Raw genomic sequence first — 20328 nt, 5'->3', positions numbered from 1 at the left:
ATTGCATTCGATTGAACGCCATTTCATTGACGGACCTTAACGTCACAGATACGTGCCGGATCGTCGCTGCCGCTCCGCTTATTCGTTCCCATGCGCCATCCGGCGCCACAAAATTTACGGTATCGGGACGACAAGCCAATGGCCGCCAATTATACGTTGCAGATCCTGCATGCATCGGATTTCGAGGCGGGGCTTGCCGCCCCTGATCGGGCCCCGCAATTCGCGGCAATCGTCGACAAGCTCGAGGATTCGGCACCGAACAGCATCACGCTGTCTTCCGGCGATAATTTCATTCCCTCGCCCTTTCTCAACGCCGAGGGCGATGCGAGCCTCGCCGAGCCGCTGCGAGACGCCTATGCCGCTTTGCTCGGCGTCCCCGTCGAGCAGCTTCCCAGCCTCACCCAGGACCTCGGCCGCGTCGACATGGCAGTGCTGAGCGCCATCGGCGTACAGGCCAGCGTCTTCGGCAACCATGAATTCGATCTTGGCACGACGGTGCTGGCGAATGCCATCGACGTCGCCGCCGACGAGGACGGCATCACCGCGCTTGGCCCGCTTTTTCCCTACCTGTCCGCCAATCTTGACTTCTCCGGTGATGCCGCGCTCGGCCGCCTCTACACGGCCGACCTGCGCGATGCAGCCGGCTATGCGGCCACCGCCGCGGACATCGCAGCACCCGAAGCAGCGGCGGATGCACCGCGCATCGCCCCCTGGACGACGATCGAGGAGAATGGCGAGACGATCGGCGTCCTGGGCGTCACGACCCAGATCCTCGCCTCCATCTCCTCCGTCGGCGGCGTCCAGGTGCTGGATCCGAATGGCGACGGCGCCTTGGACAACACGGACGAGCTGGCATCGATACTCCAGCCCTATGTCGATCAGATGACGGCGCAGGGGATCGACAAGGTGGTGCTTCTCAGCCACCTGCAGCAGTACCAGCTCGAGCTCGAGCTCGCCACCAAGCTTTCGGATGTGGATGTCGTGGTCGCCGGCGGCAGCCATGCGCTCTTCGCCGATGACGGCACGCCGCTCCGCTCCGGTGATGCGCCGGCCGAGGGTTACCCGGTGATCCAGACCGGCGCCGACGGCAACCCCGTGGCCGTGGTCAATACCTCGAGCGAGTACAGCTATGTCGGCCGCCTCGTGGTGGGCTTCGATGAGAACGGGGTCGTCCTCCCCGCCGAGACGGACACCGCCGAGAGCCGTCCCTATGCGACGACCGACGAGACCGTCACCGAGCTTTGGGGCAATGAGGATCCTTATGCCGAGGGCAGCCGTGGCGCCATCGTGCGCGGCCTTACGGATGCGGTCGACCAGGTCATCGACGCCAAGGATGGAGAGGTCTTCGGCTTCACCGACGTCTACCTGGAAGGCCGCCGCACCGCCGTGCGCGCGCAGGAGACCAATCTCGGTGACCTGACGGGCGATGCCAATCTCGCCGCGGCGCGCGAAGTGGACCCGGCCACCGTCATCAGCATCAAGAATGGCGGCGGCATCCGGGCCGAGATCGGGACCTACGGAACCGGCGCCACGCCCGAGCCGCTGCCGCCGCAGGCCAATCCCGATGCGGATAAGCCGGAGGGGGGCATCAGCCAACTCGATATCGAGAATGCGCTGCGCTTCAACAACGGGCTCTCGCTGGTGACGCTCACTGCGGAGGGGCTGAAGGCGGTGCTTGAAAGCGCCGTCGCCGGCGTTGCGCCTGGCACCACCCCGGGATCCTTCCCGCAAGTCGCCGGCATCGAGTTCTCCTTCGACCCGACCCTGCCCGCGGGCGAGCGCGTGCAAAGCCTTGCCTTGGTGAATGAAGCGGGGGCACCGACCGAGGTGCTGGTGCGCGACGGCGAGGTTGCGGTCGATCCTGCACGCGAGTTCCGGGTTGTGACGCTCAACTTCCTGGCCGAGGGCGGCGACGGCTATGCCTTCGACGAATTCGTCACGGATCGGGTGGATCTTTATCAAGGCGATGACAGCTCCTTCGCTGCCGAGGGACGGGAGCAGCAGGCGCTCGCTGACTTCCTTGCCGCCGAGCATGGCACGCCGGAGACGGCCTTCGACGTGGCGGAGGTGCCGGCTGAGCAGGATGAGCGTGTGCAGAACCTTTCCGTCCGTGGCGACACCGTCCTTGAAGGCGCGACCGGTGGCGGCGGTGAAGAACCGGTTGATTGGAACGCGCTCGCCGCACAGGTTCTCGCCAACTTCGAGGCAACCGGCTTCTGGTACCTCGATGGCGTGGGCCTCGGCGCAATCGATCCCGCCGAGCCGCAGGACTGGAATGCCCTCGCGGCCCAGGTGACCGCGAATTATGAGGCAACGGGCGTCTGGTACCTCTGAGCCGGAGGCTGGCGGGAACGCCCGGCCATTGCGTCCGGGCGTGACACGCAGACCTTGATCCGCAGGAACACCAGGTAGGCCTGCGGGCTTTGCAGGCCTGCTTGCCGCGGGCCTGGGCCGGTTGGAGTTGCAGCGCCTCGAATCCGTCCGGCGGCAATGCCGGGCAGCATTGGAGCGTGGCCGATAAGCTCCGCATGCGATGCGCTCGGCGTGCAGGTGGCCGGAGCAGCGGCGCAGAAGGCCATCTACCGCCTGGTGTTTCAGTGGTGGCGGCAGGCCCGGGATGGCCTGTCGGTGGACGGCTGCGCTGGAACAGATGTGCGGCCATCCCGTGCTGGCGCATGAGGTCCGCGACCCGGTGCCGCCCGGCCCGGATAGCTTCGGCACGCGATGCGGCATCCACCCCTTGCAATGTCTTGAACTCGTCCCGGAAATCTACCAGGCGTACCCGCCGAATGCGGGAGACCCACATGCCGGGGGATGATCCGCTTCATCCCCCGGTGCCGTCCTTTACGCCGACCTGGTCGACCCACCTCGAGGCGCAGCGGCTCAGGTCGCTGCTTCTCCATCCACGAGCGCCTTCTTCGTGGCCATGCCGGCGGCCGCGAGTTCCCTGGCAGCCTCAGGGGCCATGGGTCTGCCCAACAGGTAGCCCTGGACCTGCTCGCAACGCATGGCGCGGAGTTCGTCGAGTTGCCCTTCCGTTTCGACACCCTCGGCGAGCACCGACATCCGGAGACTTCGCCCGAGAGTGAGGACGGAGGCAACAATGGCCTTGGATTCAACATCCCGCGACAGATTCTGGATGAAAGAGCGGTCGATCTTGATGCGGTCGAAGGGAAAGCGGCGCAAGTAGGTCAGGCTGGAATGGCCCGTTCCGAAATCGTCGAGCGCCAGGCGGACGCCCATCTCTCGCAGGCCATTCATGTTGCGAAGGACTATGTCGGAATTCCCCAGCATCAGCCCTTCCGTGACCTCAATTTCGAGACGGCTCGCCGATAAACCTGTCCTGTGGAGTACATCGGCAACCTGCGTGCAGAGATCCGGCTGTAGGAATTGCGGCGGGGACATGTTGACCGCGACGAACTGTCCGCCTTCCCATGCTGCAGCTTCGGCACAAGCCGCTTCCAGCACCCATGCCCCGATCGGCAGGATGAGGCCACTTTGCTCCGCGGCAGGAATGAATAGGGTGGGGGGATACGACGCCACGGTCGGGGTGGTGCCAGCGGATAAGCGCCTCGAAGCCGGTGACCTCGCTGGTGTCGGTGCGTCGCACGGGCTGGAAGACGAGACGGAACTGCCTTTCCGCAACCGCCACCCGGAGGTCGCTCTCGAGGTTTTTCTGTTCCTCGACGCCGCGTGCCATCGCTACGTCGTAGATGGCATAGGTCCCCCGGCCAGAGCACTTCGCCTCGTACATCGCCGTATCGGCGGCCGCCATCATGGCAGTTCCGCTTGCTCCGTGCTCCGGGTGCATGGCGATGCCGACGCTGGCGCCGATGGAGAATGCCCTGCCCGCGACCTCGAACGGCTCCGACAGGAGCGCGACGATGCGGCGAGCCACCGCGCCCGCAGCCGCCGGTGTCGCGTTCGGCAACATCACAGTGAACTCGTCGCCACCCAGCCGGGCGATGGTGTCCCCGGGCCGCACGACCTCGCGCAGCCGGGCGGCAACGTCCACAAGAAGCTTGTCCCCGGCATCATGCCCATACAAGTCGTTCACCAGCTTGAAGCGGTCGAGGTCAACGAACAGGAGGGCGTAAGCGCCACGGCCGGTGGCTGCGGTAAGACGCTCGTTGATGAGCGCACGGTTGGGCAGGCCGGTCAGCGTATCGTGCAGGGCGAGATGCCGCGCCCTTTCCTCGGCCGCCTTGCGATCCGTCACGTCGGTGTACGTCCTGACGCAACCGCCACCATCCGGCAGGGGATTGGTCCTCACCTCGAGGACCGTGCCGTCGCTCCGGACCCGCTCGTAGACATGCGTCCTGGTCAGGTTGGCCCACTCGCCCCGGATATAGTCGACGACGTCCTCCTCCGAGGCGAACCTGTCGCCGAACTCGCCTGCGCGGTACTGCGCCAGGGTGACGTCCACCAAGTTCGGCATCCCTTCCAGTGTCTCGCGCGGCACCCCGAGGAGGCGGGCGGTCTGCCCGTTGGCGACGAGAACCCGGCCTTCGTCGTCCAGCAGCAGGATGCCCTGGCTCACATTCTGCATCGCGTCCGACAGCGCCTTGCGGGACGCGACCAGAATCCTTTGGGACATCTCCAGCCGCTGCCGCCGCTGGGCAAGGGCGATGCCCCCTGCGATGGCCAGCAGGCTCACCGCCGCGGCGCCCCCGGCGGCCGACCTGCGGCTGTGCGACAAGCTGCTGGATGGACGTTCCTCCTGAAGCGAGACGGCCACTATGAGACCCAGGTCGTGCAGCCGCCGGACCGCGGTGACGGATCGGTCGGATGCCGATGGCGTGAGCGTTGCCTGCGTGGCAAGGGCCACCGCCTCGGCGAGCGCAGGCGCGCCCCTTGTAGCCCAGGCAGGCGCGGGGTTCGGGGCCAGGGCACGCATCTCGCCATCCCTGCCGATGAGGGCGAAGGTGGCATTCGCCTCGCCTATCTCGGCCCTCACTTCGGTCAGGAAAGCCGGGCTTACCGAGGCCACGACCACCCCCCCGAACCCGCCGCTGCGGTCAACAAGCCGGCGGGAAAACTGGATCGACGTCTTTCCCGAAACCCGCCCGATGATGGGTCGGCTGATGAAGAGCTCGTCGCGCTCGGGGGTGTCGGCATGGAAGCGGAAATGCTCGCGGTCGCTGAGGTCCAGCCTCGACGGAGTCGCCGTCAGGTTGCTGCTCACCAGCCGGCCGTCGGGCCCAAGGAGCGCGATCTGGAAGACCGGCGCACCCCGTTCCACGGCGTCGCTCCAGATGCGGACGTCCATGTTGGGCATCCCATCCGCTTCGGAGGCGCGAAACAGGAGGAGCGTGTTGTCGATGACCTTGATCCGCCCCGTCACGTTCTCCTCGAACAGGCGGGCGAGCGTCTCCGCCCGCACGACGGTTTCCTCGACCTCCGCCGCATGCTGGTGAACGACAAACACCCATGCTCCAAGCCAGGCCACGACGATGATCGAGGCCACGGCCAGGAGCTCGGCCTTCAGTCTCCGGCGGGCGGCGGCAGTGATGCGTCCAAGCCATCCAAGCATTCTCGTCACTCGCTCCGCGGTCGGCTTCAGCCGAGGACCGGGGCGTCTGGTTCGAGAGACGCCTGGAACTCGGGTTCCGGGCTTCCTCCGGATCGCGCGAGAGGGCGCGCTAGGTTCCTGGTAGTAGCTTCGCTTGGTCTACAAAGCGTTAAATCCGCGCCCCGATTCGCCAAATCGGGGAGGCATGGCGGAGCCCTGCCTCATCCAAAACCGCGCGTCGGACCGATCGGGAAGGTCAAGCGCCGCCGCCAGTTGGCGTGCGTCATGCCGCAAGGGAGCGGCGGAAGCACGAAGGCTTGTTGTCGGGTCCGGCCGACCATGTCGTCCACGCCGCAGGGGCGGTACGGTCGCAGGTGGTTGGTCTGCCAGGTGCGCTGCACCGCGCTCGGGCCGATGCCGGTCGTCCCGGCCATCCCGCGAGGCCGTGTCGGGCCTCCATCTGGCGACCCAAGGTTTTGCGTCGGCACAGGGAGCAGGTCAGCAACTATTGGTTGAAAGCTAGTTCTTTGAATTGGCATGGTTTTGTCGTTATGGATTCACAATATTATTGTTGGTTGCTCAGCGCTAATGGAAACTTTACTCACCGCAACCGTGAGCGCGGACAAGATCCTGAGTGGGGGTGGTCGCGGTGGTGCTGACAGAGCTGCGAGGCCGTCCTGGCCCCCCGCCAAGTGATGCGCACATTCAAACCCTCGGTTCAGCGAAGCGCGCCCCTACCCTCCGCCGCCGGGTTCTCGTTTTCGCCCTCGGGGCTGCCCTTCCCTTGCTCGCCCTGGCGGGCGGTGCCGTCTGGCAGCAGAATCGCGCCGAGCGGCTGCGGGTGGAGGAAGGCCTCGTCGCCCGCGCCTATGCGATGGCCCTGCTGCTCGACCGCGAGTTCGCGGGGGCCGAGCGCCTCCTCCATGCCCTGTCCCGCTCGCCTGCGCTTGCCCGTGGCGACCTGCCGACCTTCTGGTCCGAGATGCGCTCGGCCGCGACGGCCTTTGGGGCCCAGGCCGTAAACCTTGTCGGACCGGACGGCCGCATGCGGCTGAGCACGAGCTGGGCGCCGGACGAGCGGCGGCTGCCCATGTCGACCGGACCGGCCGTCGAGGCACTCGCCACCTGGCGCACCGTGGTCGGCAACCTGTTCGTCAGCCCGAGCGTAGGGAAATGGTCCGTCGCCGTCGCGGTCCCCTTCCTGGTTCCCGATCCCGCAGGAACCGAACCGGTCAGGTATGTCCTCGGTTTGGTCATGCCGCGTGAGCGCCTGCTTTCGACCCTGACCGAACAGCGCCTGCCGCCCGGCTCGGTGGCCTCCGCCCTCGACCGGGAACTCACGACCGTGGCGCGGACCTCGCGCGACCGGGAGGCGCTGGCGACCAAGCCATCCGCCGAGGTGCAAGCAGCCCTCGGGGCGGAGGCCGGGATGATCGGGGCCTACACCGCGCTCGAGGGCGAGCGGGTGCGCGCGGCCTACGCTCTGGCGCCGCAATCCGGCTTCCGGGTCAAGGTGACCGTGCCGGAGGCGGCGTTCGAAGCCTCGCTGCGGCAGGCCCTGCTGCCGACGCTCCTGATCGGGGCGGGGCTGCTCTCGGTGACCCTCGTCTTCAGCGTCCTCTTCGCCAACCGCCTCGCGGGGTCGCTGCGACGGCTCGGCGACCCGGGGCTGGCAGGCGCACCCGCCGGGGCCGCCGTCCGCGAGATCGATGAGCTGGGGGCGCTGCTGGCGCGGCGGGCCGAGGCGCGCGAGGCCGCTGCCGCCGAGGCGCGCGCGCTGTTCGAGACGAGCCCCGTGGGCGTGGTCCGCTCGGACGCGGGCGGGCGGGTCACCGCCGCCAACGCCGCCTTCCTGCGCATCGTCGGCATGACGGGCGAGGATCTGGCGGCGGGCCGCATCCGCTGGGACGACCTGACGCCGCCCGAGTGGATCGGCCGTGACGAGGCCGCGATCGCCGAGGCAGCCCGGAACGGCGCCTGTGCGCCCTACCAGAAGGAGTATGTCCGGCCCGACGGCACCCGGGTACCGGTCCTGATGTTCTTCGCCTTCCACGACCGCGCGGTCGGCGCGACCTCGGCCTTCGTAGTCGACCTCTCGGGCTGGGAGGCCACCGAGGCCGCGCTTGCCCATGCGCATGAGCGGATGCACCTCGCCATGGGGGCGGCGCGGATCTTCTCCTGGGACTGGAACGTCGTCACCGGCGCCGTGCAGTGGTCGGGCGGCCTGGAGGCGGCGCTCGGCATGTCCGAGGCATCCTTCGGCGGCACCGTCGACGACTTCCGCGCCCTGGTGCATGAGGACGACCTGCCGCGGGTCGAAGCGGCGCTCCGCCGCGCCCTGGCCGACGAGGCCCCTTACGATATCGAGTTCCGCATGCGCCGGGCCGATGGTGGCGAGCGCTGGGTGGTGACACGCGGCACGGTGCTGCGGGACGGCACCGGCAGGCCGACCCGGATGATCGGCATCGACTTCGACATCACCGACCGCAAGCGTGCCGAATTGGCTCTCGCCGAGAGCCAGGCTGCGCTCCGCCGCGTCACCGAGGCAGGCCGGGTCGCCACCTACGAGGTGAAGAACCCGGGCACGGGCGGCGAGGCGGAGGTTTCGCCCGGCTTCCGCGAGCTCTACGGCCTGCCACCCGATGCGCGTTGCGATTTCGCCGCCGTGCTGGCCCGCGTGCATCCCGAGGACCGCGACGTCTTCCTGGCCGAACACCGGCGGCTCGCCGCTCAGGGCGGCCGGTTCGACACCGAGTTCCGCGTGGTCCTGCCAGGCGGCGACGTCCGCTGGATCCAGACCATGGGCGAAGCCGAACCGGGGCCGGACGGCATGCCCGCACGGCTTTGCGGCGTGGCATTCGACGTCACCAAGAGCAAGGCCGCCGAGGCGGCCCTGGTGCGCGTCAATGCGGAGCTCGAGGTCCGCGTCACCGAGCGCACCCGTGCGCTGAGCGAGGCTGCCGAGGAGCTTCGGGCGGAGATCCGGCGCCGCGAGGAAACCCAGACGGCGCTCGTCCAGGCGCAGAAGCTCGAGGCCCTGGGCCAGCTCACGGGCAGCGTGGCCCACGACTTCAACAACGTCCTCGCCGCGGTCATGGGCAGCCTGCGGCTGATTGCGCGGCGTGCGGGCGGCAACCAGCAGATCCTGAACCTGGCGCGGGGCGGGGAGCAGGCGGCGGAGCGGGCTGCGGCCCTGGTCCGGCAACTCTCGGCCTTCGCCCGCCGCGAGGACGTGGTTCCTGTCGTCGTCAGGCCCGTTCGCGTGCTGGAGGAGATCGACGAGATGCTCCGGCGCTCCGTGGGCAGCGGCATCGCCTTGTCCCTGGGCGCCGACCCGGATGCCTGGCCCATCCTGACCGACCCGCACCGCCTCGAGATCGCGCTGCTGAACCTCGTCGTCAACGCGCGCGACGCGATGGAAGGCGCCGGCAGCCTCGTGGTCGCCGCGCGCAACGCTGCCGCGTCGCCCGACAGGGACCATCCGGAAGGACTGGACCCGAATCAGGACTATGTCGTCGCTTCCGTCCGGGACAGCGGTCCCGGCATGGCGCCCGAGGTGCTGGCTCGGGCATCGGAGCCCTTCTTCACAACCAAGCCGCGCGGCCAGGGCACCGGGCTCGGCCTCGCCATGGTGCATGAGTTCGCTCGGCAGTCGGGCGGGGTGCTCCGTCTGCTCAGTGCGCCGGGCGAGGGCACCACGGCCGAGATCTGGCTGCCGCGCGCGGCAGCGTCGGCCGCAGTCCCGGCCGTCGCGGCGGAGGCCGATCCGAGCCCGGCGCTGCACGGCCCGGCGACCGTCCTCGTCGTGGATGACGACGATCATGTCCGGCTGGTCATGACGACCCAGCTGCGCGATCTCGGCTACGAGGTGATCGAGGCCAACAGCCTTGCCTCGGCCATGGCGCAGGCATCCGCCACGGCGCAGCTCGATCTCGTCGTGACGGACATCACCATGCCGGGCGGCCGCGGACCGGACCTCGCCCTTCGCCTGCGCTCCGTCTGGCCCGGCGTCCCCATCCTGTTCGTCAGCGGCTACCGCGATGCCGCCGCGCTGGTGAGCGAGGTGGTTCTCGCCAAACCCTTCACGCAGGCCGAGTTGTCCCGGCGGGTGCTGGCCGCCCTCGGCCGCCTGCCGAGCACGCCGCATGAGACCATGCTCATGCGCCTGAGCAGGCCGGAGCTGCGGGGGATCTACCTGGCATGGTGCGCACTTCGCAGCATGGCGGGCGGCGACGGCCTGCCCAGTCCGGAGGCGCTGGACCTCGCCGGGCATGCCGGGGCCGAGCACGCCTTCACGGTGGCGCTGGAGGAAGTGGAGCAGGGCGAGCCGCGCCTGCGCTTCGTCAGCGTCGGTGCCGCGCTGGCGCAGCGGCTGGGCCGGCCGCTGGAGGGCGAGCAGGTCGGGGGAGATCTGGAGACGGATGAGGCGTTCAGCGGCCTTGACGACGCCTATCGGCGCTGCACCCGCCTCGGAGCACCCAGCCATGACTGCGCCCGCCAGGGCTGGGGGGGGGGGGGGGAGCCCCTCTGCTTCGAGCGGCTGGTGCTGCCGCTTGCCGCCGACGGCGGCTGCCGGCCAACCCACCTCGTCGGTCTTGCCTTCTTTTTTCATCCGGCTTGAGAAAGCATCCGGTTCCGCCATGAGCCGGTCTCGGCGCGCGGTCTTCTCATGGCAGGTGGCGACCATGCGCCATTCTTTCAGCCCTGCCCAAGGGTTCTCGACCAGGCGATGGTTGGCATAGACAGAGTCCAGGCAAGCGGCCCCCGGATCGGTGCGGCGAGGCGGGATCGCAGGCTAGGCAGTCCATGTGCTGGCCGATGACGACTTCATTGCGCCCTGTGGGCCGATGGCATCCGGCAATCGAAAATCGTTTTCATTGGCCGCACCCTGAATCGCCCTGCGCTGCGACGGGGCTTCGAGGCAAGCTCGGCCGGCTGAGTGCGTGGTCATGGCCCGGTTCCTTCCGACGCGGGCCGAGCGACGGCCGCTTGCCAGGCGGCGCCTTGCTCGGCATTTGCCCCATAGGTCCCGTTCGGCATCGCCCCATGGCTGTCTGTCGAGCACACGTCGCCAAGGACCCTCACCGCAGGCTCTTGCGCTCCATCCATTTTGGAATGTTATAACCTAACTTACGCCAACGCCGATCAATAACCGTTGGTTGCTGAAGGCCGGGGCCCACATGATGATGTCTAGCCGTTCGATGCTCCTAGCGACGGTCGCAGTCCTTGCTTCCATCGGGACCTGGCCGAATGCCTCGGCGCAGGAGTTGGGCCCGGCCTGGCAAGATGCCTCGCCGTCGATCTCGCTTCCGCCCGTTTCAGTGACGGCAAGCCCCATCACCACGGACCAGCTTGGCAGCTTCGTACCCGTGACGACGCTGGAGCGGGAGCAGATCGTCGCCAGTCCGGCCCGCAACCTTGGTGATGTCCTGTTTACCGAGCCGGGGATCACCTCCAGCACCTTCGCCCCCGGCGCCAGCCGGCCCATCATCCGTGGCCTGGAAGGCGTCCGCGTCCGGCTCCAGGAAAACGGCTTCCTTTCGGGCGACGTCTCCGCCCTGGGCGAGGATCACGTCGTGCCGCTGGACCCGCTCGCGGCGGAGCGGGTCGAAGTGGTCCGCGGTCCGGCTGCGCTGCGCTGGGGCTCGCAGGCCATCGGCGGCGTGGTGAACGTCATCAACAACCGCATTCCCACCGCTCTTCCGGACAGGGCTGTGCAAGGTCGCATCTCGGGCGGCTGGAACAGCGGGTCCCGCGGCTGGGATGGGGTGGGCACCACCGATGTGCGCGTGGGGAACTGGGTCGCGCATTTCGACATGTTCGGCCGCTACGATAGCGACTACCGCATCCCCGGCGGCAGGCGGCAGGAGAACAGCGGCGTGCGGACGGACGGCAAGTCGGCCGGCTTGAGCTACATCTTCAGCCAGGGTTTCGTCGGCACCTCGGTGTCCCATTTCCGCAGCCTGTACGAGATCCCCGGTGGCGAGGAGGCCCAGGCCCGTACGGCCCTGCGGGCGGAGCAGGTTCGCTGGTCCACCCGCGCCGAGTACCGTCCGGGCAGCGGTCCTGTCCAGCGGATCAGCGGCTGGCTCGGCTTCTCCAAGTACCGCCACGAGGAGATCGGTGCAGAGGAAGCGGATGAGCTTGGTGGGGAGGGGCTCGGTGCGGGCCAGTTAGCAGGCGCACGAGTGGTTCATGGCGGGTTCCGCAACAGCAGCTGGGATGGCCGCATCGAACTGCAACATGTCCCGATCAACACGGGCCTTGGCCCGCTCAGCGGCAGCTTCGGCGTCTCCGTCGAGCAGGAGCGCATCCGCACCACCGGCGAGTTCCTGGAGTTTCTGCCGCCGAGCCGCACGGACCGCTACGCTGGCTACCTTTTCGAGGAGCTGACCCTGACACCGCGTCTGCGGCTGCAGGCCGCCGGGCGGGTCGAGTTCAACCGGGTCGTCGGGGCGACCGGTGATTTCCCGCAGGGCAACCTTCCCCTCGATCCTGATGCGGAGCTGGCCACCACGGGGCAGCGCCGCACATATACGCCGTTCAGCGTCAGCCTCGGCGCGCTCTACGACCTGCCTTGGGCGATGCAGGCGCGTGTGACCGGGCAGCACGTACAGCGTGCGCCGAGCGCCGCCGAACTCTTTTCCCGCGGCGCACACGACGCCTCCGGCACCTTCGACATCGGCAATCCCAACCTGCGGAAGGAGCGAGCCACCTCGGTGGAGCTGGGACTGTCCCGCACGACCGGATCGACCCGTTTCGACACCAGCGCCTTCTACTCCAGCTTCGACGGTTTCATCTATCGCACGCTCACCGGCAACAGCTGCGGCGAAGAGTTCAGCTCCTGCGCGGAGGGGAATAACGGAGACTTCCTGCAGACCGCCTACGGCCAGCGGAATGCCCGCTTCCATGGCCTGGAAGCGAAGGCCGAGCAGGACCTCTTCCAGCTTTGGGACGGCACCCTGGGCGTCTCCGGCCGCTACGATTTCGTGCGCGCTCGGTTCGAGGGCGGCGGCAACCTGCCGCGCATCCCGCCGCACCGGCTGGGAGGTGGCGTGTTCTGGCGCGACGGCAGGATCCAGAGCAGCATCGACTACCTTCATGCCTTCAATCAGAACCGCCTGGGAGAGAACGAGACGCCGACGAAGGGCTACGATCTGCTGAACGCGCGCATCGGCTATACGGCGCGGCTGGACGACGTCCGTAGTGCGAACCTTTCGATCATCGGGACCAATTTGCTGGACTCCGATATCCGCAACGTCGCTTCCTTCAAGAAGGACGAGGTGCTCTTGCCCGGCCGCACCGTGCGCTTCCTCGTGACGGTGACATTCTGACCGCTGGATGACTTCGGCTTGGCCCCGAACGGGAGTCCATGGGCCATGAGGGAGTTGGCCCATGGTCCGGCGCGCCCGGCCGGGCGCGGCAAGGTCGCTTCCGGCGCAGGCGGCCATCCTGATCGACATGCGCCAGGCGCCAAGCCCGCTTCATCCCGCGCGTGCGCGCAATCCACCCTCGATCAACGATGCGAAGACGCCGGCAGCTTCGGCCTCGCCGACGTTGCCGCGCACCAGCGCGGCCGAAAGCGCCTCGCCCGCGCCGACCAGGCCGATGCAGCGGTGCTCCAGCTCGGCAGCCGGCAGGGTGCTGTGAGGCTGCAGGACCGATACGAACATCCGGACGGAGTTGTCGAGTAGCTCCTGGAAGACCTTGGCTTTCTCCTCGCTGCCCGCCAACGCGGCGCCCACCGCGTGGAACTCGTCGGTCTTGTCGGCCGCACAATGGATGTAGGCGGCCGCCAGGGCTGTGACGCACTCCTTGAGGCTCCGCTTACCGATGGCCATCGCGTCCCGAAACGCATTCACCCGCTCGACATCGATCCATCGGTAGAGCTCGATCAGCAGGCCCGACCGGGTGCCGAAATGGTCGTAGGCCACGGGTTTGGAGATACCGGCGCGAGCGGCCAAGTGCCCCAGCGTCAGCCGGTCCGCACCCTCCTCCCTGACGATCAGCAGCGCCGTGTCGAGCAGCTGACGCCGCCGCTGGTCCTTCGAGAGCCTGCGCGGCGTCTCGTGCCCGTCTCCCTCTCGCGGATCCTTTTTCACTTCACCGGCCGCCTTGCGGAACCTACCAACGGTAGCCAAGTTCGATTCTCTACTAAAGGTAGGTTAATAGCCCGAAACAAGGAGGCTAGTATTACGGACGGCCCCTGCCGGAAAGCTTTCCTGGCGCGGACGTGCTAAGCGTGCAGGAGTTGAATTTCTACGCCAGCCATTTCGAGCGCACCGGCTTCACGCCGGCCATCAACTGGTACCGCAACCTGTCGAGGAACTGGCAGGCGGGGCTTGGCGCCGACCAGACCGTCCGTGTGCCGTCCATGATGGTGTCGGCTGCCCATGCCGTGGTTCCGTCCGAGTATGGCGAACGGCATGGATGCCCACGTGCCAGACCTCGAGAAGCACATTGTCGCCGATTGCTGGAATTGGACACCGGAAGAAAAGCCGGACAAGCTGAATCGGCTGGCCATTTCCTGGCTCACGAGGCGCTTCCCCCCAGGTAGTCTTGCCAATCTCCTGCGCTATGGGGCGGACACTTGGAATATGCTTGACTGATATTTGCTCATGAAACTGTTGTGGCCCGTGTTCCTTCGCCACAGCAGAAGCTGCCCTCTCGGCACTTCTGCAACCGACCAGACGCGCGAAGGAATCTCTACAACCTATGCGGGTAACTCAATCGTAAGATCCCAGGCACGTGATCTCACGCATCCCGAATGCGGGAGCAGTGTTCACCCTGCGGTGGCGGAATCCAGGAGCGAAGGAACTACGGCGATGGCGGTGTTGTTGGTCGAAGACGATGCCATGGTGCGTCTTACCCTCGCCGATTTTTTCGAGGATGCCGGAATCGACTTCCTTGAGGTCGGCAATGCCGAGGATGCCCTGGCCATCATCGACGACACCTCGCAGCGCATCGATGTCCTGGTCACCGACCTCGACCTGGGGGCCGGCGACAACGGCCTGGCTCTGGCCATCAAGGCTCGGCAAAGGCGGCCAGAACTGCGGATAGTATACGAAACAGGCAGCCGAGAGATGCTGGCCGACCGGGCCTTCTCCTCGTGGGAGAAGGTCTTCTACAAGCCTTTCGATCCCGTAGCCCTGGCGGCTGCGGTTTCGGCCCTGGACAGCGCATGCTGCCCAGGGCGTAGTCATCAGCGACCGGCAATCTCGAACACGGTGGCATCCAGCTTGTAGCCGCCATTCTCGGTCACCAGCAGGCGTGGCTGGCTGGGATCGGCCTCGAGCTTCTGGCGCAGCCGGTAGACATGCGTCTCAAGCGTATGGGTGGAGACGGCGTTGCTGTAGTTCCAGACCTCATTCAGCAGCACCTGGCGCGATACCGCCTTGCCGCCGGCGCGGTAAAGGAACTTCAGGATCGCGCATTCCTTGTCGGTCAGGCGGATCTTGCGGTTGCGGGCCGCCTCCTGCAGCAGGCGCAGGCTGGGGCGGAAGACATAGGGGCCGATCAGGAAGTTCGCATCCTCGGAGTTGTCGAATACCCGGAGCTGAGCGCGCACACGGGCCAGGAGCTCCGGCATGCGGAAGGGCTTCGCCAGGTAGTCGTTCGCCCCGGCATCGAGGCCCCGGATCACATCCTGCTCGGCATCGGCGCCGGTGACCATGATCACCGGCATTCGCCGCCCGTCGCGGCGCAACTTGGCGCAGAACTCCCGGCCATCCGCATCCGGCAGCCCGACATCGAGCAGGATGGCGTCGTAGCGGGCGCCTGCGCTGGCCAGCTTGGCCTCAGCCTCGGCTGCGCTCTCCGCCTCATCGGCGCTGAACTCGCCGCCGGACAGGATCTGCTCGGCCAGGGTGGCACGCAGCGCGGCATCATCCTCGACGATGAGGATTTGGCGAAGGGCGGACATCGTGGTCTCCAAGGGGACAGAGGCAGGCCTCATGGCGGGCCTGGAATATCGTCTACAGGTTGATGCCCCGGCACTCAAATCACTCAAATGCGAGTTTTGTCTCAAAAATACCGCGGATGATTGAATGTGCTACCGACGGGTGCCCTTTCCGGCCCTGGCGCGCGACCCGGCAGGTGATGTGCCCGGCTCCTTGGCGGTGAGTGCGGTGATCCAGCAGGTGGGCAAGCCTCCCGAGGCATGGGTCAGGCCTCGGGATCCCTGGCCTTCTCCCGGTGGCCTGCTTTCAGGATGGCCTGGATTCGCAACGTCAGCGTGTCGAGCTCGAATGGTTTGCTGATCACCTGTACGCCCGGCGGCAGGGCCGTGCCCGCATAGCCGCTGATGAACAGCACCGGCAGCCCGGGCACCTGCTCGCGCGCCGCCTCGGCCACCTGCCGCCCGTTCATGCCATTCGGCAGGCCGACATCGGTGATCAGCAGATCCGGACGGGCGGATGCCAGGATTCGCAATGCCCCGGGTCCATCCGCGGCCTCCAGCACGACGTAACCCAGCTCGCGTAGCCGGTCCGCCACCGGACCACGACCCGCGACCTCGTCGTCGACCAGCAGCACCGTCCGGCGCGGGCCGCCCTCATCCCGGACTGGCGCTGCCTTCGGCGTCTCGGGTGACTGCACATGTCCATGGAGCGGCAGCAGCAGGCGCACCGTCGTACCCTGCCCGGACGCGCTCCTGATCGAGACCAGCCCGCCCGACTGCCGAACGAAGCCGTAGATCTGGCTCAGCCCCAGTCCCGTGCCCTGGCCCTGCGGCTTTGTGGTGAAGAACGGCTCGAATGCGTGTCGCAGCACCTCGGGCGACATGCCCGTCCCAGTGTCGGTGACCGAGATGGCGACGTAACGGCCAGGTGCCGCCTCGCCATCCGGTATATCGGCCGCTGCGAGCTGTACGTCCTCCGTGCCGACCACCAGCCGTCCGCCATCGGGCATGGCATCCCGCGCATTGATGCAGAGGTTCAGCAACGCGTTCTCCAGCTCGCTCGAGTCGCACAGCACGCTGTCGATTCCATCGCGCAGCCTCAGCTCAACCCCGATGCCCGGCCCCATCGTGTGGCGGATCAGGTCCGCCAGGCCCGCGACCAACCCGTTCGCACCCACCGGCCTCGGGTCGAGCCGCTGTCGCCGGGCAAAGGCCAGCAAGCGTCGTGTCAGCCCCGCTGCCCGGCCCGCCGCGTCACGTGCGGCATCGAGATAGCGCAGTGCCTCTTCGGTCTTCTTCTGGGCCATGCGTCGGCGGGCCATGTCCAGCCCACCTGAGACGCCCTGGAGCATGTTGTTGAAGTCATGCGCCAAGCCACCGGTGAGCTGGCCCACCGCCTCCATCTTCTGCGCCTGTCGCAACGCCTCCTCGGCCGCCATGAGCTCGCCCGTGCGCTCGGTCACCAGCGCCTCCAGCTCGTCATGGCTGCGGGTCAGGACTGCGCGGGCACGTGCCTGTTCCTCGATGTCCGCCGAGGTGCCAAGCCACTCCACGATGCGCCCGCCAGCGTCGCGCACCGGTGCCGCATGAGTGTGATGCCAGAGCCAGGCACCGTCCGAGGCTCGTTTGAGGCGGAACTCCACATCGAAGCGGCCGCGAGTTTTTGCTCCCTCCCAGGCACTCATCGTGGCTTCCTGGTCCTCGGGATGGACGGCATCGAGCCAGCCGAGCGCCTGGCTCTGCGCCTGGCTCTGCCCGGTGAAGCCCTGCCACTGCGGGCTGGACCAGGTCCACATCCCCTTGTCCTGCGACCGCCAGACGAGTTCCGGGATGCCGGCTATCAGGGTCTGCAGGCGGGCTTCGCTCTCGCGCAGGGCATCGAGGGTCAAGCGGTGGTCATGGATGTCGGTGGCGGCACCGAACCACTGGACGACGCGCCCGTTCGCGTCGCGCAAGGGTAGCTGGCGAACCAGGAACCAGCGGTACACGCCGTCGTGCCGGCGGATGCGGTGCTGTAGCTCGAGCGGCTGCTTCGTCTCAAGCGCATCGGCAAATAGTTGCGCAGTAGTATCGTGGTCGTCCGGATGAACGACCGCGAGCCAGCCACTGCTCTGGCTCTCCCTATCGCTCTGACCCGTATAGTCCAGCCACCCCTGGTGCAGCGTCACCTCCTGGCCGCTTGCGTCGACATGCCACAGCAGCGCGGGCACCAGGGTCGGCAGGGCCCGGAACCCCTCCTCGGCCGTCTTCAGTTTGCGAACCTTGTCCAGGCGGTCGATCACCGGCCCAAGGATCGTGGCATAGGTGCGGAGGAACTCCGTATCCTCCTCGCCGAAGCTGCGTGGCTCGGTGGCATCCACCTGGAGCAGGCCGTAGGCCTTCCCGCCCGGCAAAAGGATTGGGACGTTCACCAGGGCGACCACGCCCGCATCCTTCAGGAAGGTTGGCACCTCGAACCGGTTCTCCCGCCGGACATCCTGGGTGACAACGGGCTCGCCGAGCTTGATCGAGAAGGTTTCCGAGGAGTGTTCCCCGAGCGGCAGGCGGAGCTTGCCAACGATATCGGGCTTCCAGCCGACGCCAGCCCGTACCAGGAGCGTCTGTCCCTCCGGCTCGATCTCCAGGATCTTCGCGCGTGTCGCGCCGAGCGCCTGGCTGACGAGGAAGCACGCTTCCGTCAGCACCTCATCCAGCTTGTCGCTCCGCAGCGCGAGGTTGCCGAAGTCGGCCAGCACCCGCTGGCGCCTGACCATCTGCTCAAGGTCAAGCATGCTGCTGTCCGGTCGGCAGCCTTCCGGTCAACTCGCTGGAGCAGCGGCACAGCAGCTTTTCGACATCCCGTCTGAGTCGGCCTTCCGGATCCAGATGCCGGTAGAGGGTCTGGCGGGTGATGCCAAGCTCGGCGCAGAGCGCGCCCACCGCGATGCCTCGCCGGCTCATGCCTTCCTGGGCAAGGCGCAGCTTGGCGGGCGTCATCTTGCAAGGCCGCCCGCCGGGGTGGCCATGGGCACGTGCCGCGGCGAGCCCCGCCGCTCCGCGTGCGGAGGCCAGCCTGCGCCCGAACTCGACCAAGGCCGCGAAGACGCCGGGCATCGCCTGATCGTTCGAGGCCGTGGTGTCGATTGGCCTGCCCGCGCCGGCCAGGACACGTAGCCCGACCCTGCGCTCAGCCAGGTCATCCACGCGCCGGACCAATTGCCGCGGGCCTTCCAGACAGGCCGCCAGACCAGGCCAATCGTCGTGCTTGCCCAAGGCATGATCCTCGCGCAGCCGAGCAGGAGTTACCCCAGCGGCGAACAAGGCATCACCCTGGCAAGCAAGCACTTGCTGGCTGTCCGCCATACCAGGGCGCAGGTAGCCGATCAGCATGAGCCATGGCGCTCCGCAAGCGGCCGAAGCTTGACACCGGCGATGCGCCGATGCCGGAAGCGGCCGATCCGTCACACAACCCCACATGGAAGTGACAGGCAGCAAGCGGACCGTTGCACAGTTACGTGATGGTTGGAGGGACAGTCTCGCCACCATACCGACGCCCGGGACGGCAGGCCTGGGCGGGCCGGACTTCGCGGCCAGCGGCGACCCGCAGCGCAGCGCGCAGGTCCTCGGCGGGTGCCTTCAAGCAGCCAACCCCCTGGCCAGCGCCGTAGCTGCTGACAAACCGCCGCTCAGCGGCGGCGGGTCGTTCGGCATCCTCAGGCGGCAAGGCCAGGCAGGGCGCGGCCAAGGCCCATTCGTCATGGGTAACATCAGGCGGGCAAGGCTTGCGGGGCATTCATGCCCCGCAGCTTGATCGTCACCCTGCCAATGGTCCAGGACGGCCTCTAGCTGGGCGCCGCCCCGGCGTCGTGGACACGGTTCATGAGGACCATGCCTCCTCCCAGGTGCCCGAGGTGCTGGCCTTGGAGTATTCCGTCGCGCGGTTCTCGAAGAAGTTCGTGTGCTCGACCGCGTTCAGCATCTCGTCGAGCCAGGGCAGCGGGTTCTTCTCGACGTGGTAGAGCGGCTGCAGGCCGAGCTGCTGCAGGCGGCGGTCGGCGATGAAGCGGATATAGGTCTTGGTTTCCGCTGCGTTCAGCCCCTCGACGCCGCCCAGCTCGAAGGCGAGGTCGATGAAGGCGTCCTCATGGTCCACGATAGTGGCGCAGATGAGGTAGAGGTCGCGCCGGAATTCCTCGGTCCAGATTTCCGGGTTCTCCTGCACAAAGGTGCGGAAGAGGCGGATGACGGAAAGGCAGTGCAGCGTCTCGTCGCGCACCGACCAGGAGACGATCTGGCCCATGCCCTTCATCTTCCCGAAGCGCGGGAAGTTCATCAGGATGGCGAAGGAGGCGAAAAGCTGCAGCCCCTCGGTGAAGGCGCCGAAGGCGGCCAGCGTCTTGGCGATCTCGCTCTTGTTGTCGACCGTGAAGCCCTGCATGTAGTCGAACTTGTCCTTCATCTCCTTGTACTTGAGGAAGGCGCTGTACTCGAGCTCCGGCATGCCGACCGTGTCCAGGAGGTGGCTGTAGGCGGCGATGTGGATGGTCTCGATGTTCGAGAAGGCGCTGAGCATCATCAGCACTTCGGTCGGTTTGAAGACCTGGCTGTAGTGCTTCATGTAGCAGTTGTTCACCTCGACATCCGCCTGGGTGAAGAAGCGGAAGATCTGGGTGAGCAGGTTGCGCTCGCCGGTGGTGAGGTTGCGCTGCCAGTCCTTCACGTCGTCGGCGAGCGGCACCTCCTCCGGCAGCCAGTGGACGCGCTGCTGCGTCAGCCAGGCGTCATAGGCCCAGGGGTAGCGGAAGGGCTTGTAGACCGGGTTGGAGGTGAGGAGATCGAAGCGCACGGGGTGCTCGTCGGGGGCGTGGATGCCATCGGGCATGGTCGTGTCCTTGCGGCTGGCGGGCACTCCGTCGAGTCCCCGGTGGAGTCAGGATGG

At 67.3% G+C, this 20328-nt stretch carries 14 protein-coding genes and 1 pseudogene; 7 read left to right on the top strand and 8 right to left on the bottom strand.

Going from position 1 to position 20328, the window contains the following annotated elements:
- The first annotated feature begins 138 nt into the window (after positions 1-138).
- Together LH62_RS11965 and LH62_RS30320 are read left to right on the top strand one after the other, a co-directional pair.
- Positions 139-2334: a bifunctional UDP-sugar hydrolase/5'-nucleotidase gene (locus LH62_RS11965; protein ID WP_052214281.1), complete on the top strand. Its 2196-nt coding sequence runs from the start codon at positions 139-141 to the stop codon at positions 2332-2334.
- Between the two features lie 283 nt (positions 2335-2617).
- Positions 2618-2818, top strand: coding sequence for a hypothetical protein (locus LH62_RS30320; RefSeq protein WP_144404464.1), 201 nt, complete (start codon positions 2618-2620; stop codon positions 2816-2818).
- A gap of 65 nt (positions 2819-2883) precedes the next feature.
- Here LH62_RS30320 and LH62_RS32355 read toward each other — a convergent pair whose 3' ends face one another.
- The 3 genes and pseudogenes from LH62_RS32355 to LH62_RS11955 all read right to left on the bottom strand — a co-directional run bounded on the left by LH62_RS32355 (position 2884) and on the right by LH62_RS11955 (position 5946).
- Complete coding sequence (locus LH62_RS32355; RefSeq protein ID WP_255359992.1) at positions 2884-3543, bottom strand: EAL domain-containing protein; 660 nt, start codon at positions 3541-3543, stop codon at positions 2884-2886.
- 13 nt (positions 3544-3556) lie between these two features.
- Positions 3557-4549: pseudogene (locus LH62_RS32350) on the bottom strand (diguanylate cyclase domain-containing protein); the annotation flags it as partial.
- A 1184-nt stretch (positions 4550-5733) separates the two neighbouring features.
- On the bottom strand, positions 5734-5946 hold the full coding sequence (locus tag LH62_RS11955; protein WP_043361519.1) for a hypothetical protein: 213 nt from the start codon (positions 5944-5946) through the stop codon (positions 5734-5736).
- Between the two features lie 350 nt (positions 5947-6296).
- Between LH62_RS11955 and LH62_RS28300 the strand changes: the two genes are divergently transcribed.
- The 3 genes from LH62_RS28300 to LH62_RS11945 all read left to right on the top strand — a co-directional run bounded on the left by LH62_RS28300 (position 6297) and on the right by LH62_RS11945 (position 12846).
- Positions 6297-10133, top strand: coding sequence for a PAS domain-containing protein (locus LH62_RS28300; RefSeq protein WP_052214275.1), 3837 nt, complete (start codon positions 6297-6299; stop codon positions 10131-10133).
- Between the two features lie 216 nt (positions 10134-10349).
- Positions 10350-10451: a GTP-binding protein gene (locus LH62_RS29330; protein WP_082012839.1), complete on the top strand. Its 102-nt coding sequence runs from the start codon at positions 10350-10352 to the stop codon at positions 10449-10451.
- Positions 10452-10713: 262 nt separating this feature from the next.
- Entirely contained in the window at positions 10714-12846 is a 2133-nt protein-coding gene (locus LH62_RS11945) for a TonB-dependent receptor (protein ID WP_043361516.1), read from the top strand.
- A gap of 150 nt (positions 12847-12996) precedes the next feature.
- Here LH62_RS11945 and LH62_RS11940 read toward each other — a convergent pair whose 3' ends face one another.
- The gene (locus LH62_RS11940) at positions 12997-13614 is read right to left on the bottom strand and encodes a TetR/AcrR family transcriptional regulator (protein ID WP_201445479.1); all 618 of its coding nucleotides are present in this window, start codon (positions 13612-13614) and stop codon (positions 12997-12999) included.
- A gap of 140 nt (positions 13615-13754) precedes the next feature.
- On the opposite strand from LH62_RS11940, the gene LH62_RS30315 reads away from it, so the two are divergent.
- Both LH62_RS30315 and LH62_RS11930 read left to right on the top strand, forming a co-directional pair.
- Positions 13755-14069, top strand: a complete 315-nt coding sequence (locus LH62_RS30315; protein WP_144404463.1) for a hypothetical protein — start codon at positions 13755-13757, stop codon at positions 14067-14069.
- A gap of 268 nt (positions 14070-14337) precedes the next feature.
- Entirely contained in the window at positions 14338-14757 is a 420-nt protein-coding gene (locus tag LH62_RS11930) for a response regulator (RefSeq protein ID WP_052214273.1), read from the top strand.
- Here LH62_RS11930 and LH62_RS11925 read toward each other — a convergent pair.
- The 4 genes from LH62_RS11925 to LH62_RS11910 all read right to left on the bottom strand — a co-directional run bounded on the left by LH62_RS11925 (position 14715) and on the right by LH62_RS11910 (position 20271).
- On the bottom strand, positions 14715-15434 hold the full coding sequence (locus tag LH62_RS11925; protein WP_043361512.1) for a response regulator transcription factor: 720 nt from the start codon (positions 15432-15434) through the stop codon (positions 14715-14717). The genes LH62_RS11930 and LH62_RS11925 overlap by 43 nt on opposite strands.
- Before the next feature lie 242 nt (positions 15435-15676).
- Positions 15677-18145: a PAS domain-containing protein gene (locus LH62_RS11920; RefSeq protein ID WP_160299828.1), complete on the bottom strand. Its 2469-nt coding sequence runs from the start codon at positions 18143-18145 to the stop codon at positions 15677-15679.
- 28 nt (positions 18146-18173) lie between these two features.
- Entirely contained in the window at positions 18174-18779 is a 606-nt protein-coding gene (locus tag LH62_RS11915) for a helix-turn-helix domain-containing protein (RefSeq protein WP_052214269.1), read from the bottom strand.
- 487 nt (positions 18780-19266) lie between these two features.
- Positions 19267-20271, bottom strand: a complete 1005-nt coding sequence (locus LH62_RS11910) for a ribonucleotide-diphosphate reductase subunit beta (protein ID WP_043361509.1) — start codon at positions 20269-20271, stop codon at positions 19267-19269.
- Between the last annotated feature and the right edge of the window lie 57 nt (positions 20272-20328).

It is taken from the genome of Belnapia sp. F-4-1 (genome assembly GCF_000802185.1).
Lineage (GTDB): Bacteria > Pseudomonadota > Alphaproteobacteria > Acetobacterales > Acetobacteraceae > Belnapia.
This window is presented reverse-complemented; position numbering and strand designations above follow the sequence as displayed.

Coding starts and splice junctions, on each gene's coding strand:
- LH62_RS11965 (WP_052214281.1), top strand. CDS start 139: ATGGCCGCCAATTATACGTTGCAGATCCTGCATGCATCGGATTTCGAG.
- LH62_RS30320 (WP_144404464.1), top strand. CDS start 2,618: ATGGCCTGTCGGTGGACGGCTGCGCTGGAACAGATGTGCGGCCATCCC.
- LH62_RS11955 (WP_043361519.1), bottom strand. CDS start 5,946: ATGGCCGGGACGACCGGCATCGGCCCGAGCGCGGTGCAGCGCACCTGG.
- LH62_RS11945 (WP_043361516.1), top strand. CDS start 10,714: ATGCTCCTAGCGACGGTCGCAGTCCTTGCTTCCATCGGGACCTGGCCG.
- LH62_RS11930 (WP_052214273.1), top strand. CDS start 14,338: ATGGCGGTGTTGTTGGTCGAAGACGATGCCATGGTGCGTCTTACCCTC.
- LH62_RS11925 (WP_043361512.1), bottom strand. CDS start 15,434: ATGTCCGCCCTTCGCCAAATCCTCATCGTCGAGGATGATGCCGCGCTG.
- LH62_RS11915 (WP_052214269.1), bottom strand. CDS start 18,779: ATGCTGATCGGCTACCTGCGCCCTGGTATGGCGGACAGCCAGCAAGTG.
- LH62_RS11910 (WP_043361509.1), bottom strand. CDS start 20,271: ATGCCCGATGGCATCCACGCCCCCGACGAGCACCCCGTGCGCTTCGAT.